A 14,846-nucleotide genomic window follows, 5' to 3' on the forward strand; every position below is an offset into this window, starting at 1 on the left:
CATTTATGAAATAATATTTTTAGAGATTTCTCGGCTTGAGAACTCTCTCATATTCAGAATTGATAAATTCACCTCCCCAACCCTACCAAAAACCCTTCAATCAACCGCTCTGGATCGTCCACCCCATTCCTGCCGCCCAAAAGCAAAATCATTGCCCCATCGACCACAAATAAAAACATATGCGCATCCTTTTTAGAGGCATGTGCCGAATTGGCTGAAAGCAGCTTAAAAATTTCATTAATCAGCCATTTCCGATAATTCACTACAATCTGATAAGCCGCCGGATAACGCTTTTCAATCTCAAAAATCGCTTTAAACGGCAAATGATAAGGCCCGTCCAGATGCGCATGTAAAAAGAATATCCGTTTCAGTTTTTCATGTAGCGTAAGCTGTTTTTGCCGATAAATCAGCGCAAATACGTCTTCTTTAAGTGCTTCGGTTTGAAACCCCAGACTCATTTCAATCAGCTGTTCTTTGGATTGAAAATATTTATAAAAGGTTACTTTGGCGATTTGAGATGACTCAATAATCAGATCAACCCCGACGCCATGAAAACCATGAGCATTAAACAACTTTCGGGAAGTCTCCAGCACCTTTAAAGCGCGAAATGAAATTTCTAAATGCGACATATAGTGTCCCTATAATTTTATTGTTCTCACTGTACCCGCCAACGTGTTAGCGGCAAAAAAGGCATACAAAAGCCCGAAAAGACGGCTCAAGCACATCTCTGATTTTATTGTTGATTTGGATTTTTAAGTCATGACGACCTAATGCCTAAATACCTAAAAGCATTTAAACGCAATCAAGCATTATTTAGGATAAATAAGAATACGATACATGGCCAACTCCTACAAAATTCGGAACGCTGCCAAGGCATAAAGATTATGGTGGCAGGGTGAAAGAGGGTTAGCAGACTGAACCTAAGAATCAGCACGCCCGGAGGCGTCCCCCTTTCGCCCTACCGCTACAAAAGGGGGACGAACGAGTCTACATCAAAAAAACAAGTTTTTTCAATGTACTTAGGATACGGTCTGCTAAAACCGGCTGGCGATGTAGGCCAGCACTTAAAGAATAATCAGGGTATGTAGAGGTGTCAATTTACACTTTAGGCCAAAATAATTTTATTATTAATTTTCAAAAAGTTATGAGTTTATTATTTTTTAATTATTATATAAGATTATTTTAATAATAAGTTTTTTTACTCTCATATCCACACCTTAAGCTCGTTGACTATCTATTTCACTTAGGGCCATGATACTTAAACAGCAAACAACCTACATCAAAAACTGCTTTTTAGGGCAGTTTTTGATACTTATTCAAACCATAGATTTATTTCTTTATCAACTCATTTAATTTGGGGTTATAAGTTGTATAGATCAGTCTCCAAGTTTTTCCTTTATCCTCAGAAACTTTAACAAGCGCATAATCATTCCATGCATAAGTACTTAGCAATATTCCTGAATTAAGTACTGTTATAGAAGCAGGTGCCATGACATCAGGGTAATATTCCCAGGTCTTGCCATGATCATGACTAACGGCTAACTTTGTAGAACGTAAAAAACCACCATTCACAGCATATATATCTCCCTGTATGGAAAGTTTTGGAGCGGCATAATTAGTTGGGAATGGCATTTCAAGTTTTTCCCATGTAGTTCCATGATCTTTGGTAAGATAAGGTTGATCCCCCATCCCAAGTAACATGCTAAGTGTCTGGTCAGGACTAGAAGCTAACTGGGTAATAATCTTATTATCCGGCGTTTTCGTCTTATACCATTTGTTCACTCGATAATCATAATAGTTGATCTCCCCATTCATATTGGCATAACCAAATCCGGACTTATCTTCCCAAGTCCAAAATATCCTAAAATAATCAGGCATTCCATTAATAACGGTTTGTCTTTTTTCGACTGGCTTCCAATCCCCTTTTTCTAGCCGGTCACTATGGTAAATTGTTGTATTAATACCAACAAAATGCTCAATAAACCATCCCGATGTCTCATTTCCAGAAACAGAAACAATCACACCTATAGGTAAATTGCCCGTATCAACAGGACTCAGCACATCACTACCTTTTTGATGCTTATATAAACTGTTCATCTCTCCATAAGCGAGAAAATCAAAACTGCTATTTTGTTTTATGGTTAAACATTCAAAAGCCAATCCATCTTTACTATGCAGTATTTTCGCTTTTTCTTTCTTATCCTTAATGTCATCGGTTAAGGAAAAAGAAAAAATAGCTCCTGTTTTACTTGCTGCAACAACCCTATTTTCTGAAGTTTCTTTAAAACACTGCATACCATAAGGTAATAATTTACTTTCATTACCAAAATGTTTCTCTATCGCAGTGATGGGCCGAGTCCATCCTGTTAGAACTTTATCTTTGTAGATTGCCTGAAGATATTTATCTCCAAATTTGGCAACAAGCTCTTTATTAGAAGGATAATTCTCAGATCTTGAAAAAATATAGGCATCATTTACATGAGTTAAAAACATACGACCAAGATCAGTCGTCGTATCTTCAGCCACTTTAAAGGTACCGATATAATCGGCTTTGTTCTGTTCGTCCAGTTTAATAAATTTTGAAGCTCCTCTAACCATGGTAGGGTTTGAACTTGATACCGAGTTACTTAGCTCAACAATACGATATTCACCGACCGGTAATTTTCCACTATAAATCAGGGTAGAACGTGAAACACCGGGATTAATCATACCCATTCTATAGGTTTTATTATTTTTCTGGATTAAGGTCTTTTCAGAAAGGCTTTCTATCACCAAGGTCTGAAAATTCATTCCAGTATTAAATCCAATACTGATAACCACTGGATAGAGCTTTTCCTCCTGCTTCTCAGGTGCAAGCACATTTTTCGCCCAAGCATTTATCACTCTTGGCTGCGGTGTTGTCGCACATGCTTGTAGCAACAAACAGAATAATAATGTCGCCCCACTTTTTAATATTAACTTTAGTTTATTCATTGATGTCATCTTTTGATTTTCAGGAATATGAAATATAGCAGGAGAGATTAACCTCCCCTTAGCCAAGGCAGTAAATATTGAAAAATTGCCCTTTGTGACAATTTTTACTGACTCAAGGTAGCGAATTATTTTTTAACTGCAACCCCTGGTTTTTTCTCTAACTCCTGTAATTTAGAGTTAAAGGTTGAATAGACCGATATCCATGTTTTGCCTTTATCTTTAGAAGCATCAACAACAGCAAAATTAGGTGAGAAATAACTATTTAAAATCGTGCCAGAACCCAGCACCGTGATATAACTCTGCGGTATTATTTTACGTTTTTCCCAGATTGATGATCCCTGCTCCTTAACAGCCAACTCCCCCCAACTGAATGGCCCCGAGGCAATATACATATCGCCTTGCGTTGAAACTTGCGCAGGCCAAATATTGACCTTAAATGGACTCTCAATTTTTTGCCAAGTTGCACCATGATCTTTTGAATTGAATTGTTTCGCAAACACGCCCGCAAAACCACCTTTTGAAGTAATCAAACTAAATGATTGATCTGGGTTCACAAACAACTGTGTAATATTGGCGTTATCAGGTACTTTATGTTGACTCCACTGTTTAGTGGCATAGTCATACCGATTAATATTTCCATATATATCAGCATAATCGAAGCCGTGCTCATCCTCCCACATCCAGAAGCCATTGAGTCCTAACCAGGCATCAAATATTTTTTTTGTTAAAAGTGGCTTCCAATCACCTTTTTCTAAACGATCACTCCGGTAAATTGTAAGATTAGCGCCTACAATATGCGCTAAATACCAGCCCTGTTGGTCATTACCCACAATATAGGCAATAATTCCGATCGGTAAATTTCCGGTATCAACAGGAATCAGCCCATCACTGCCTTTTTGATGCTTATAAACATTATTCATCTCCCCATAAGCGAGAAAATCAAAACTGCTATTCTGTTTGGTAGTCAAACAATCAAAAGCCAGTCCATTTTTACTTTGCGGTATTTTTGCTTTTTCATTTTTATCCTTGATGTCATTGTCTAATGAAAAGGAAAAAATGGCGCCGATCTTACTTGCCGCAACCACTCTGTTGTCTTGTGTTTCCTTAAAACATTGCATCCCAAAGGGTAATAACTTATTTACATTACCAAAATGTTTTTCTATCGCGGTGATGGGCTGAGTCCAGCCCGGTAGAACTTTATCTTTATAAATTGCCTGAAGATATTTATCTCCAAATTTGGTAATAAGCTCTTTATTAGAAGGATAATTTTCAGATCTTGAAAAAATATAGGCGTCATTTGCATGCGTCAAAAACATACGACCAAGATCAGTCGTCGTATTTTCAACTACATTAAAGGTACCTATATAGTTGGCTTTATTCTGGTAATCCAGTTTAATAAATTTTGTCTTCCCGACAAGCATCGGATTGGCACTGGGAACAAAAGTATTTAGCTCAACAATACGATATTCACCCGCAGGTAATTTCCCACTATAAATCAGGGTAGAACGGGCAACATCCGTATTAATAACATTAATTTTATACGTTTTATTATTCTTCCTGATCATGGTTTTTTCTGAAAGGCTTTCTACCAACAAGTAGGGGAAATTCATTCCACCATTAAATCCAACACTCAAGATCACGGGATAGAGTTTCTCTTCCTGTTCCACGGGTTCAAATACATCTTTCGCCAATGCATTCATTTCTCTGGATTGCGGTGTTGTCGCACATGCTTGTAGCAACATACAGAATAATAATGTTGCTCCACTTTTTAATATTAACTCTAGTTTATGCATTGATATCGTCTTTTGATTTTTCAAGAATATGAAATACAACAGGAGAGATTGATCTTTCCGTACCCAATAAAGTGGAACATTACTAGAATTATTAACAATAAACCATCTTAAAAATAATCATAATCAACTTGATTCGTACACTTTGAAACATTTATTAACTAAAACACTGTCTAATTTAAAGTAAAATTTACGACCAAACTCTCTTTAACGTCAGTGACAAGGTCATCCCTTAACTGATGTGCCTTTATTGCGTCTGTATCATCATTTAAATTCTTTCTCTCTATATGCTCTGTCATATAGAGCGTCATTTAATTTTTAAGGTAAATTGAATGAAAAAATTTTGGAAATATTTATTAGTACTGCTCGTGGTACTAATTATTATTGCAATTGCCTTTCTTTTTAGACCAGTTGCGTCTAAGGCAATTAAAACAGCAAATGACGAACCGACTGTCGATGTTGTACTCATCGGCGGCGGGATCATGAGTGCCACCTTGGGGACTTACCTCAACGAATTACAACCCGACTGGAATATCCGCATGTATGAGCGTCTTGATGCAGTAGCACAAGAAAGTTCAAACGGTTTCAACAATGCGGGTACAGGTCACTCTGGCTTTATGGAAATGAACTATACCGAAGAAAAAGACGGTAAAATGGACATTTCTAAAGCCATCAACGTGGCAAGCCAGTTCGAAATTGCAAAGCAGTTCTGGGCTTACCAAGTGAAGCAAGGTGTGCTTGAAACACCAAATACCTTCATTAACCCGGTGCCGCATATTGCATTTGTCTGGGGCGATAATGTGAACTTTATGGAAAAGCGTTATGCTGCCATGGTTCAAAACCCGTTATTCGCTGGCATGAAAATGAGTGAAGACAAAGCTGAAATTCAACAATGGGCACCATTGGTGATGGACGGTCGTGATCCTCAACAGAAAGTTGCTGCAACCCGTATGGACGTTGGTTCTGACGTGAACTACGGTGCAATCACCAAGCAGTTGATTGGCAACCTTGAAAAGAGTCCAAACTTCAAACTCAGCACGTCAACTGAAGTGACGGGCATCAGCAAAAACGATGACAACACTTGGTCTGTGGCTTTTAAAGATGTAAAATCTGGCAAAGTTGATCATGTGAAAACGCGTTTTGTGTTTATTGGTGCGGGCGGTGCTGCAATCAAACTCTTGCAAATGACTGGCTTACCAGAAGCGCAACAATATGCTGGCTTCCCGGTAGGTGGTGAGTTCCTTGTCACTGACAATCCGGCGATTACTGCTAAACATACCGCTAAAGTCTATGGCCGTGCTGATCTTGGTGCGCCACCAATGTCTGTGCCACATATTGATACCCGTTATATCGACGGTAAAAAATATGTACTGTTTGGCCCATTTGCAACCTATTCAAACAAGTTCCTGAAAAATGGTTCTCAGCTTGATTTGCTTGCATCAACCAACAAAAACAATGTGTTGCCTATGGCTGCAATTGGTCTACAAAATGCTGATCTGGTTCAGTACCTTGTAAGTCAGGTATTGATGTCGGATGCTGACCGTTTCAACGAGTTGAAAAAATACTACCCTGAAGCTGATCCAAAAGACTGGCATCTACAACAAGGTGGTCAACGTGTTCAGATCATCAAGAAAGAGCCGGGTAAACCAGCTAAATTGCAATTCGGTACAGAAATCTTTGCTTCTAAAGATAAATCTGTAACTGCATTACTTGGTGCTTCACCAGGTGCATCGACCTCACCTTACATCATGCTTAACTTGCTTGAAAAAGCATTCCCAGAGCAAACCAAAGGTGTATGGAATGACAAGTTGCATGAGATTGTCCGTTCTTATGGTCAAGACCTTGCCAATGATCCAGCCCTGCTTGATCAAATCCGTCATTATTCAAGCTCAACACTTGGCTTGAACTATACGACACCAGCCAACATGGTCCCTGCAAAAAAAGCGGTAAAAGCTGAAGCTGTTGCTCAGTAATTCCGTGTAAGAACATGTTAAAAGGGAGGAGTTTCGGCTCTTCCCTTTTTTTATTTTTTCGCTGTTTTTTATTTTCTCTCTGTCTTTTTAAATCTATGTCTTCTGCTACAAGCCTATCTGCTTTTGCCGCATTTGCCTGTCGTGACTTCAAGTTATTGACCATCAATCAATGCTGCCTAACTTTCGCGGTGCTGATTCAGGAAGTGCTGATTGCCTTTCATCTGTATCAGATCACCAAGAATCCGCTGCTATTGGGGCTGGTCGGAATCATGGATTTTTTGCCTTTTCTGGCGCTTTCTTTGTGGGGCGGTTATATTGCCGACCGTTTTAACCGGCAGCGTATTTTACAGATCAGCTTCAGTATTGCCATTCCCCTTTCCATCGCTTTATGGCTGTGCTTTGACCTGTTTCAATCTGAAAAAATCACCACTACGGTGTTAGTAATTTCCAGCTTTAGCATTTTATTTTTATTTGGCTGCATTCGCGGTATTTATAGCCCGTGCTTTAACTCGTTACGACCTTTTGTGGTACCCGAACATCTTTATACCAATGCCGCAACATGGACCAGTATGTGCTGGCAGGCCAGTGGTATCCTTGCCCCTGTGCTCGGTGGCTTTTTGCTGGCGCATTTTAATCTGGATATTAGCTTTGGCGTTATTGTCGGATTATTTGCTGCCGGCAGTATTGCGTTATGGAACTTACAAACACGAGAGTTTCCACAACTCCAGACTGAATCGATTTCCCAGAGCCTGCAACAGGCACTACAATTTATTTTTAAAACCAAAATTATTTTTTGGGCCATGTTTCTCGATCTGGGCTCGGTCTTTTTTGGCGGCATAATTGCCCTACTTCCCATTTTTGCGCAGGATGTGTTACATATCGGTGCCGACGGTTTCGGTCTATTGCGTGCTGCGCCTGCGTTTGGCGGCCTGATCATGATGATGATTCTAGTTCGTTATCCTCCCAAACATAAACCTTGGCAGATCATGTTAATGGCCGTTGCAGGATTTGGTTGTTGCACATTGTTATTTGCTGTTACCAGACACCTCTATTTTTCTGTCGCAGTTCTCATTATCATGGGGGCTTGTGACAGTATCAACATTGTCATCCGTCAAACCATACTGCAACTTATCCCTCCCAAGGACATGCTTGGACGTATTGCGGCCATTAATGGCATCTTTGTCACGTCTAGTAATGAGCTAGGCGCCTTGCAGTCCAGTGTGATGACACGCTTTTTCAGCGTGGTTCCAGCAATGTTGATCGGCGGCACACTTTCTTTGCTCTGCGTGGCTTTAACCAGCGTCAGAAGCAAAGCGTTATTTAAATTCCGTTTTTAAATTCTTTTATATCGCTGTTTAGAAAAATCAATGTAAGTCATATGAAACACACTTTGCCCGCATCCTCTGGTGCATCTAGGTTTATTCTTGTTTCCATTTTTGTATGGCTGGTACTTTTGTGCCTTCAATCCATCTATATCGTGATTATTGGCGGCAGCGCTTATCTTTTCTGGACCTCTTTTGGCTTACTGATCTTAAATGTACTCAGCCTTCGTCCAACCATTTTAAAAAACCTAATTGCCACCGTTGTGACGGCAGCCTTATTGATTTATCTGGTGCTTAACTCACTGTTTTGCACTTATCTGATTGTCGCATTCTATTGTATTTTCCATTTATATTCCGATGAGTATAAGAATAAACGTCTGATTAAACTAGTGGGTTTATTCCTGATCATGATTATTTTTGCGCTCTATCAAAGCCAGTCCCTACATGAACTAAAACAAAAATATGCGCCTTATGAAACAGGTGAAACTTGGCAACAACACGGCGCTTTATAAAAACTATCCAATAAAAAAACCTCACATGACGTGAGGTTTTTTTATTGCGAGTACTAATCTTGCGAATCAGGATACAAAGGACGGTTTCCGGGACTAATGCGGTTGATATGCAAGAAAGTCATGTGACGTTCATACTTATCCAGAATGTCATTAATCACCTGTTCTTTGGTGTATCCCACCAAGTCATTGTCCTGCGACCCTTCATACAGGAAGGTTTCTAAACGGTAGTAATGTTGCTTACCACGTTTACCGCGCTCACTGAAGGTCGGCGCGATATAGCGCACAGGCCAGATCTGATACACGAAGTTATGCTCTTCTTCAATGTAAATGGTCAGATCAAGATGATACAGCGTATCGCTGTCTTCTACCTCACCTTGCGTGACTTCAACACTCATACCACGCTTGACCAATTCATCTGCCACAGTCTGCACCGCAGGTTTACACACACTGTCGAGCATGCGCTGGGTCTCGCTACTGCCGGGATGGTGCATCACACGCGATAAACGTTGCTTCCAGTTCAGGATATCCACGTTACCCACTACAGGTGCAGCATTCAGGCTGCGACTGGCTTTACGATAATCTTCCAGTCGTAAGGACTTATACAGCCCCGCCATGACCAGCAACATGACAAAACTAAATGGCAAGCCCATGATGACAGTGGCACTTTGCAAGGCGGTAATGCCGTTTGCCATCAACATGGCAACCGTCAACAAGCCAATCGCCGTGGCCCAGAATATCCGTAGCCAGCGCGGCGCATCATTATCGACATTGGAGAATTTAGTGGTGAAGTTACCCAGTACCAAAGCACCAGAATCCGCCGAAGTCACATAGAACAATAAACCCGTAATGGTGGCAATACCCGCAATAAAGGCAAAGCCCGGATATTGAGCCAGCAAGTCATAGAAACCATGCGCAGGATCGGTCAATACCGTTTGTGCCAGTGCGGTATTTCCATCAAAGATCACGCTATGTAAGGCACTATTCCCAAAAATAGATAACCAGGTAATGGTGAACAATAATGGAATGATCAAGGTACCGCAGACAAATTCACGGATGGTACGACCACGCGAAATTCGCGCCAGGAACAGGCCCACAAATGGCGACCACGCCACCCACCATGCCCAGAAGAACAAGGTCCAGCTATTCATCCAGTCTTTTGGACGGTCAAAGGCAAAGCTTTCTAGCGCCAGACTCGGGAATCGGCTAATGTAATCGCCAAAGTTTTGTACCAGTGCATTGAGCAGGAATTCGGTATTGCCAAGGAACAACACAAACAGCATCAGGCCAATGGCAGCATAGATATTGATTTCAGATAAAATCTTGATGCCTTTATTGACCCCTGCTGTGACTGAAATAATGGTGACGATTACCGCAAGGCCAATCAGGGCGATCTGAATCCACAGATTCTCAGGCAGGCCAAATAGTACATGCAGACCATAATTGATCTGTACCACCGCAATACCACAGGTCGTCGCGATACCGAAAATGGTACCGATTACAGCGGCAGTATCGACGGTATGACCAATCGGACCATCAATTTTATTCCCGAAAATCGGGTACAAGGCTGAACGGATGGTCAGTGGCAGGTTATAGCGATAACTAAAGTAACCTAACGCCATCCCGACCAGTGCATACATGCCCCAACCGGTTAAACCGTAATGGAACAGTGTCCACACCATTCCTTGACGCGCCGCCTCAAAGGTCTGACCTTCGCCCACAGGCGGATTCATATAATGGGAGAGCGGCTCTGCAACCGAGAAGAACATCAAGTCTGTGCCGATCCCGGCCGCAAACAGCATGGCCGACCAGCTCAGTAGACTAAACTCAGGTTTGGAATGTTTTGGGCCGAGCTTGATATCGCCATAACGCGAACAGGCAATAAACACCACAAATACCAGATAAAGTGTCGCTGCTAACAGGTAGTACCAGCTAAATTTATCACTGACCCAGGCCAGTACCACATTCAATAAGTGGTTGGAGAAGTCGTTAAAAAAAATCGTAACCAGTGCAAATGTTAAAATAAGTAGAGCTGAAACATAAAAGACCACACGATTCAAATGATCTTTATTCGCTAATGTAGAATCATCAACTGCTCTTGGATTATCTGTTGCCATACAATCCTCAGGGAGTTAGAGAACAAAAAGAAAATATTCAACCTCGTCTTTCCATTGCATTTTCAATGAAAAGACAGATCTGAATAAAAAATGAAAAATAAAAGTCATTACCCAAATTACAATGTTTCTGATTTTTCAGTTGCAAAATGTGATGGTGGCGTTACTGGCGCTATTGCTTGCGGTGGTTGAGGTCGAAAAGCATCCTGCTTCAGGGCTTTGGCTAACCCAAACATATACAGCAAAATAATAACGGAAAATGGCAAACCACAGAGTACCACTGCGCTTTGCATGGAGTGAAAACTCCCTGCCAAAAGCAGTCCGATACTGACAATGGTAATCACCACCGACCAGAAAACTCTTAACCAAATTGGCGAATCACTTTCATTGCTACCCCCTTTCGAGGACAGATTTGCGATCATCAGTGTACCAGAACCCACCGGGGTCAAAAACAATACGAAACAAATCACCACAACAATGCCAGCAATATAGGGGTTGAATGGTAAATATTCGAGAAGCTTGAATAGCGATAAAGCGGCATCGGTCAGTACCATATCGCCGAGCGCCTGCTGCTTCTGGTTCAAAATCAGGTCAATTGCGGTATTTCCAAAAATCGAGATCCAGGCCAGCGTAAAGCCCAGCGGCACCAGACACACGCCCAGCACCACTTCACGAATGGTACGGCCCTTAGAAATACGCGCGATAAACATGCCGACAAATGGCGCCCAGGCAATCCACCATGCCCAGTAAAACACCGTCCATGCACCCTGCCACTCACTTGCCTTGCCATTGTAGAGATACATATCAAAACTCTTGGCAATGAAATGATCGAGGTAATCCCCGGTGTTCTGCACCAGACCATTGAGTAAATGATTGGTTGGGCCAGTGAGGAAGACGAATAACAATAAGGCATATAGCAAACGCAGATTGATACGAGACAGCCAAGCCAGACCTTTTTCAATACCGACCACCGTGGTAATGGTCGCCACAAACATCATCAATAACACCACAGCAATCAATGTTGTATTGTTATTGGGAAGATCAGGCAGCAGATAATGCAGCCCTGATACCAGCACCAAGGCACCAATGCCGAGGTTGGTGACCAGGGAAATGACAGTCGCCAATATGCCAAAACCATCGACAAAATCACCGACCAGTCCATAAATACGCTCACCAAATATCGGATACAGCGCAGAACGTAATGCCAGCGGCAAATCCAGACGGAAGGCAAAATAACCCAGCGTTACACCGAGCAAGGCATATAGCACCCAGCCATGTATGCCCCAATGCAGGAAGCTATACATCATGGCATCGCGTGCTGCCTGTACTGTACCGCCGGTCCCTTCTGGGGGGCGCAAAAAGTGGTCCACTGGTTCAGCCACACCGTAATACAGCAAGACAATCCCGATTCCGGCTGAAAACAGCATCGACACCCAGGCTAGATAACCGAACTCGGGTTTGTCGTCATCGCGTCCTAATGGAATCTGTCCGACCCGCGAAAATGCCAGCCAGGCCACAAAACCGAGACACAGAATAATGACCAGCATGTAATACCAGCCAAATAGCTGGTTGGCCTGTCCTTGGACATAGGTCAGCCAGAACTGGCTTTGCTCAGGAAACAACACAAACAACAGGCCAAAAATGCCAATACTGATTGCAGAGCTCCAAAAAACAAACAAATTTAAACGTATCGGTTCGGATGCGGATCCTTCATTACTTTTTGACACCATGTTCTTGCTCCTTGCAATTGGTGTACCTTCTTAAAAAATAACAAGATAAGTTCTATTGAACCCTTACCTGCTTATCCATAAGAAGCCTTCATTTATTACTTTAGTTCTATTCTTGCCTAGCAAAAATTCATTGATTTTTACAGATTATACTTTTTATTGATTGAACGTTCAATCAATAAAAAGTATGATAAAAAAATGTTATGATGCTCTACATTGAGAAATGTTGAATAAAAAGCACCTTGGCAGGGCTTTAAATGGATAAGCATGACAAAGCGTAGAGTAAAACCGGAACATGTGCGACGTGAAGAAATCATTAACGCCGCATTTTATGTGATTTCTGAAGTGGGGTTATCCAATACCACCATTGCACAGATTGCAAAAAAGGCCGAGCTATCAACCGGTATTGTGAGTCACTATTTTGGTGACAAACAGGGATTAATTAATACCTGTATGCAGGAAATGCTCAACGTTTTGCGTCAGAAAACTGACCAATATAAAACCGAAGCAGATCCACATCCAGAAAGCCAGATCAAGGCAATTATTGATTCCAACTTTGATATCAGTCAGGTCAACAAACAAGCCATGCGGGTCTGGTTAGATTTCTGGTCTGCCAGTATGCACCTTCCCGAACTTGGACGTTTACAACGAATTAATGATCAACGCCTGTATTCCAACCTGAAACATTATTTCCTCATGTTGGTCGATGATAAACAACAGGCAAGCATTGCCGCCCGAGGATTGGCGGCTTTGATTGACGGATTATGGTTACGTGGCAGTTTAAGCAGTCATGATGAGTTTGACAGCCAGCTGGCCCGTTCCATTGCTTACGATTATGTAAAAACGCAATTGCAATTTGCGAACAAGCCTTTGCAGGAGAAACAGAATGAGTGATGCACAAGTTCATCAATTGTATATCCACGGACGTTATGTCGCAGCGACCAGTGGTAAAACATTTACCAGTATTAACCCTGCCAACGGTGAAGTGATCGCAACACTTCAACAAGCCTCACAACAAGACATTGAAGCGGCTGTTCAAAGCGCACAACAAGGCCAGAAAGTCTGGGCTGCCATGACCGCAATGGAGCGTTCTCGTATCCTGCGTCGTGCAGTTGATATCTTACGTGAACGTAATGATGAGCTTGCCCAGCTCGAAACCCTCGATACAGGTAAAGCCTACAGCGAAACATCAACTGTCGATATCGTGACCGGTGCCGATGTACTTGAATACTATGCTGGCCTTGCGACTGCCATTCAGGGCGAACAGGTTCCCCTGCGTGAATCAAGCTTCTTCTATACCCGTCGCGAACCCCTCGGTGTCGTGGCTGGGATCGGCGCATGGAACTATCCAATTCAAATCGCCATGTGGAAATCTGCCCCTGCCCTGGCTGCAGGAAATGCCATGATTTTCAAACCAAGCGAAACCACACCGCTGACTGCATTTAAACTTGCTGAAATCTATACTGAAGCGGGTGTGCCGGACGGTGTATTTAACGTGGTGCAAGGTGCGGGTCGTGACATTGGTCAATGGCTGACTGAACATCCGGTGATTGAAAAAATCTCGTTCACGGGCGGCGTCGAAACCGGCAAGAAAGTCATGGCCAGCGCTGCGGGTTCAACCTTGAAAGAAGTGACCATGGAGCTTGGCGGTAAATCTCCGCTGGTTATTTGTGATGATGCCAACCTTGACCGCGCTGCGGATATTGCAGTGATGGCCAACTTCTTTAGTTCAGGTCAGGTGTGTACCAACGGCACGCGCGTATTTGTACCAAAAGCCATGCTGGCTGATTTTGAAGCAGCGATTGTGGAGCGTGTAAAACGTATCCGTATTGGTGATCCAATGGCTGAGCAAACCAATTTTGGTCCACTCACCAGCTTCCCGCATATGGAAAAAGTATTGTCATTCATCGAGTCTGGCAAACAGCAAGGTGCGAAAGTTCTGATCGGTGGTGGCCGTGCTACTGAAGGTGATCTAGCCAAAGGCGCCTATGTATTACCAACCGTTTTCAGTGATTGCCGAGATGATATGGCGATTGTGCAGGAAGAAATCTTTGGCCCAGTGATGAGCATTCTCAGCTATGAAACTGAGGAAGAAGTGATTCGTCGTGCCAATGCCACAGATTTCGGTCTGGCAGCAGGTGTGGTGACTCAAGACATTACTAAGGCACATCGCATTATTCACCAGCTTGAAGCCGGCATCTGCTGGATCAATACCTGGGGTGAATCCCCTGCGGAAATGCCGGTCGGTGGCTATAAGCAATCAGGCGTGGGCCGTGAAAATGGCTTAACCACATTGGGTCATTACACCCGTATCAAATCGATTCAAGTTGAGTTAGGTGAATATCAAAGCATTTTCTAATGCGTTCACCCTTCCCCCTCAAGATTAATCCTATGTGCCCTGCCATCAGCTGATGGCACTGGCACTCTCCAGAATACAA

Annotated in this window: 10 protein-coding genes; 5 read left to right on the forward strand and 5 right to left on the reverse strand. The window is 42.4% G+C overall.

The window, feature by feature from the left end:
* Positions 1 to 68 precede the first annotated feature (68 nt).
* From ACINWC323_RS08945 to ACINWC323_RS08935, 3 genes are all read right to left on the reverse strand, one after another.
* A complete protein-coding gene (locus ACINWC323_RS08945) occupies positions 69 to 629 on the reverse strand; it encodes a TetR/AcrR family transcriptional regulator (RefSeq protein ID WP_009512330.1) in 561 nt (186 codons plus the stop codon).
* Positions 630 to 1,329: 700 nt separating this feature from the next.
* The gene (locus ACINWC323_RS08940; RefSeq protein ID WP_009512290.1) at positions 1,330 to 2,973 is read right to left on the reverse strand and encodes a sialidase family protein; all 1,644 of its coding nucleotides are present in this window, start codon (positions 2,971 to 2,973) and stop codon (positions 1,330 to 1,332) included.
* Positions 2,974 to 3,098: 125 nt separating this feature from the next.
* Positions 3,099 to 4,766, reverse strand: a complete 1,668-nt coding sequence (locus ACINWC323_RS08935) for a sialidase family protein (protein ID WP_009512340.1) — start codon at positions 4,764 to 4,766, stop codon at positions 3,099 to 3,101.
* Between the two features lie 329 nt (positions 4,767 to 5,095).
* On the opposite strand from ACINWC323_RS08935, the gene mqo reads away from it, so the two are divergent.
* From mqo to ACINWC323_RS08920, 3 genes are all read left to right on the forward strand, one after another.
* Entirely contained in the window at positions 5,096 to 6,736 is a 1,641-nt protein-coding gene (mqo, locus tag ACINWC323_RS08930) for a malate dehydrogenase (quinone) (RefSeq protein ID WP_009512352.1), read from the forward strand.
* A 95-nt stretch (positions 6,737 to 6,831) separates the two neighbouring features.
* Positions 6,832 to 8,073, forward strand: coding sequence for an MFS transporter (locus ACINWC323_RS08925; RefSeq protein WP_009512360.1), 1,242 nt, complete (start codon positions 6,832 to 6,834; stop codon positions 8,071 to 8,073).
* A 41-nt stretch (positions 8,074 to 8,114) separates the two neighbouring features.
* Entirely contained in the window at positions 8,115 to 8,570 is a 456-nt protein-coding gene (locus ACINWC323_RS08920; protein ID WP_009512339.1) for a hypothetical protein, read from the forward strand.
* 53 nt (positions 8,571 to 8,623) lie between these two features.
* On the opposite strand, the gene ACINWC323_RS08915 is transcribed toward ACINWC323_RS08920, so the two are convergent.
* Positions 8,624 to 10,684, reverse strand: a complete 2,061-nt coding sequence (locus tag ACINWC323_RS08915; protein WP_005228888.1) for a choline transporter — start codon at positions 10,682 to 10,684, stop codon at positions 8,624 to 8,626.
* Between the two features lie 116 nt (positions 10,685 to 10,800).
* On the reverse strand, positions 10,801 to 12,411 hold the full coding sequence (locus ACINWC323_RS08910) for a BCCT family transporter (protein WP_032881507.1): 1,611 nt from the start codon (positions 12,409 to 12,411) through the stop codon (positions 10,801 to 10,803).
* Between the two features lie 264 nt (positions 12,412 to 12,675).
* Between ACINWC323_RS08910 and betI the strand changes: the two genes are divergently transcribed.
* Positions 12,676 to 13,302, forward strand: coding sequence for a transcriptional regulator BetI (gene betI / locus ACINWC323_RS08905; RefSeq protein ID WP_005228886.1), 627 nt, complete (start codon positions 12,676 to 12,678; stop codon positions 13,300 to 13,302).
* Positions 13,295 to 14,767, forward strand: a complete 1,473-nt coding sequence (gene betB / locus ACINWC323_RS08900) for a betaine-aldehyde dehydrogenase (protein ID WP_009512342.1) — start codon at positions 13,295 to 13,297, stop codon at positions 14,765 to 14,767. Before betI ends, betB begins: the two co-directional genes overlap by 8 nt.
* The last annotated feature ends 79 nt before the right edge of the window (positions 14,768 to 14,846 follow it).

It is taken from the genome of Acinetobacter sp. WC-323 (assembly GCF_000314615.1).
Lineage (GTDB): Bacteria > Pseudomonadota > Gammaproteobacteria > Pseudomonadales > Moraxellaceae > Acinetobacter > Acinetobacter courvalinii.

Coding starts and splice junctions, on each gene's coding strand:
- betI (WP_005228886.1), top strand. CDS start 12,676: ATGACAAAGCGTAGAGTAAAACCGGAACATGTGCGACGTGAAGAAATC.
- ACINWC323_RS08945 (WP_009512330.1), bottom strand. CDS start 629: ATGTCGCATTTAGAAATTTCATTTCGCGCTTTAAAGGTGCTGGAGACT.
- ACINWC323_RS08915 (WP_005228888.1), bottom strand. CDS start 10,684: ATGGCAACAGATAATCCAAGAGCAGTTGATGATTCTACATTAGCGAAT.
- mqo (WP_009512352.1), top strand. CDS start 5,096: ATGAAAAAATTTTGGAAATATTTATTAGTACTGCTCGTGGTACTAATT.
- betB (WP_009512342.1), top strand. CDS start 13,295: ATGAGTGATGCACAAGTTCATCAATTGTATATCCACGGACGTTATGTC.
- ACINWC323_RS08940 (WP_009512290.1), bottom strand. CDS start 2,973: ATGAATAAACTAAAGTTAATATTAAAAAGTGGGGCGACATTATTATTC.
- ACINWC323_RS08935 (WP_009512340.1), bottom strand. CDS start 4,766: ATGCATAAACTAGAGTTAATATTAAAAAGTGGAGCAACATTATTATTC.
- ACINWC323_RS08920 (WP_009512339.1), top strand. CDS start 8,115: ATGAAACACACTTTGCCCGCATCCTCTGGTGCATCTAGGTTTATTCTT.
- ACINWC323_RS08910 (WP_032881507.1), bottom strand. CDS start 12,411: ATGGTGTCAAAAAGTAATGAAGGATCCGCATCCGAACCGATACGTTTA.
- ACINWC323_RS08925 (WP_009512360.1), top strand. CDS start 6,832: ATGTCTTCTGCTACAAGCCTATCTGCTTTTGCCGCATTTGCCTGTCGT.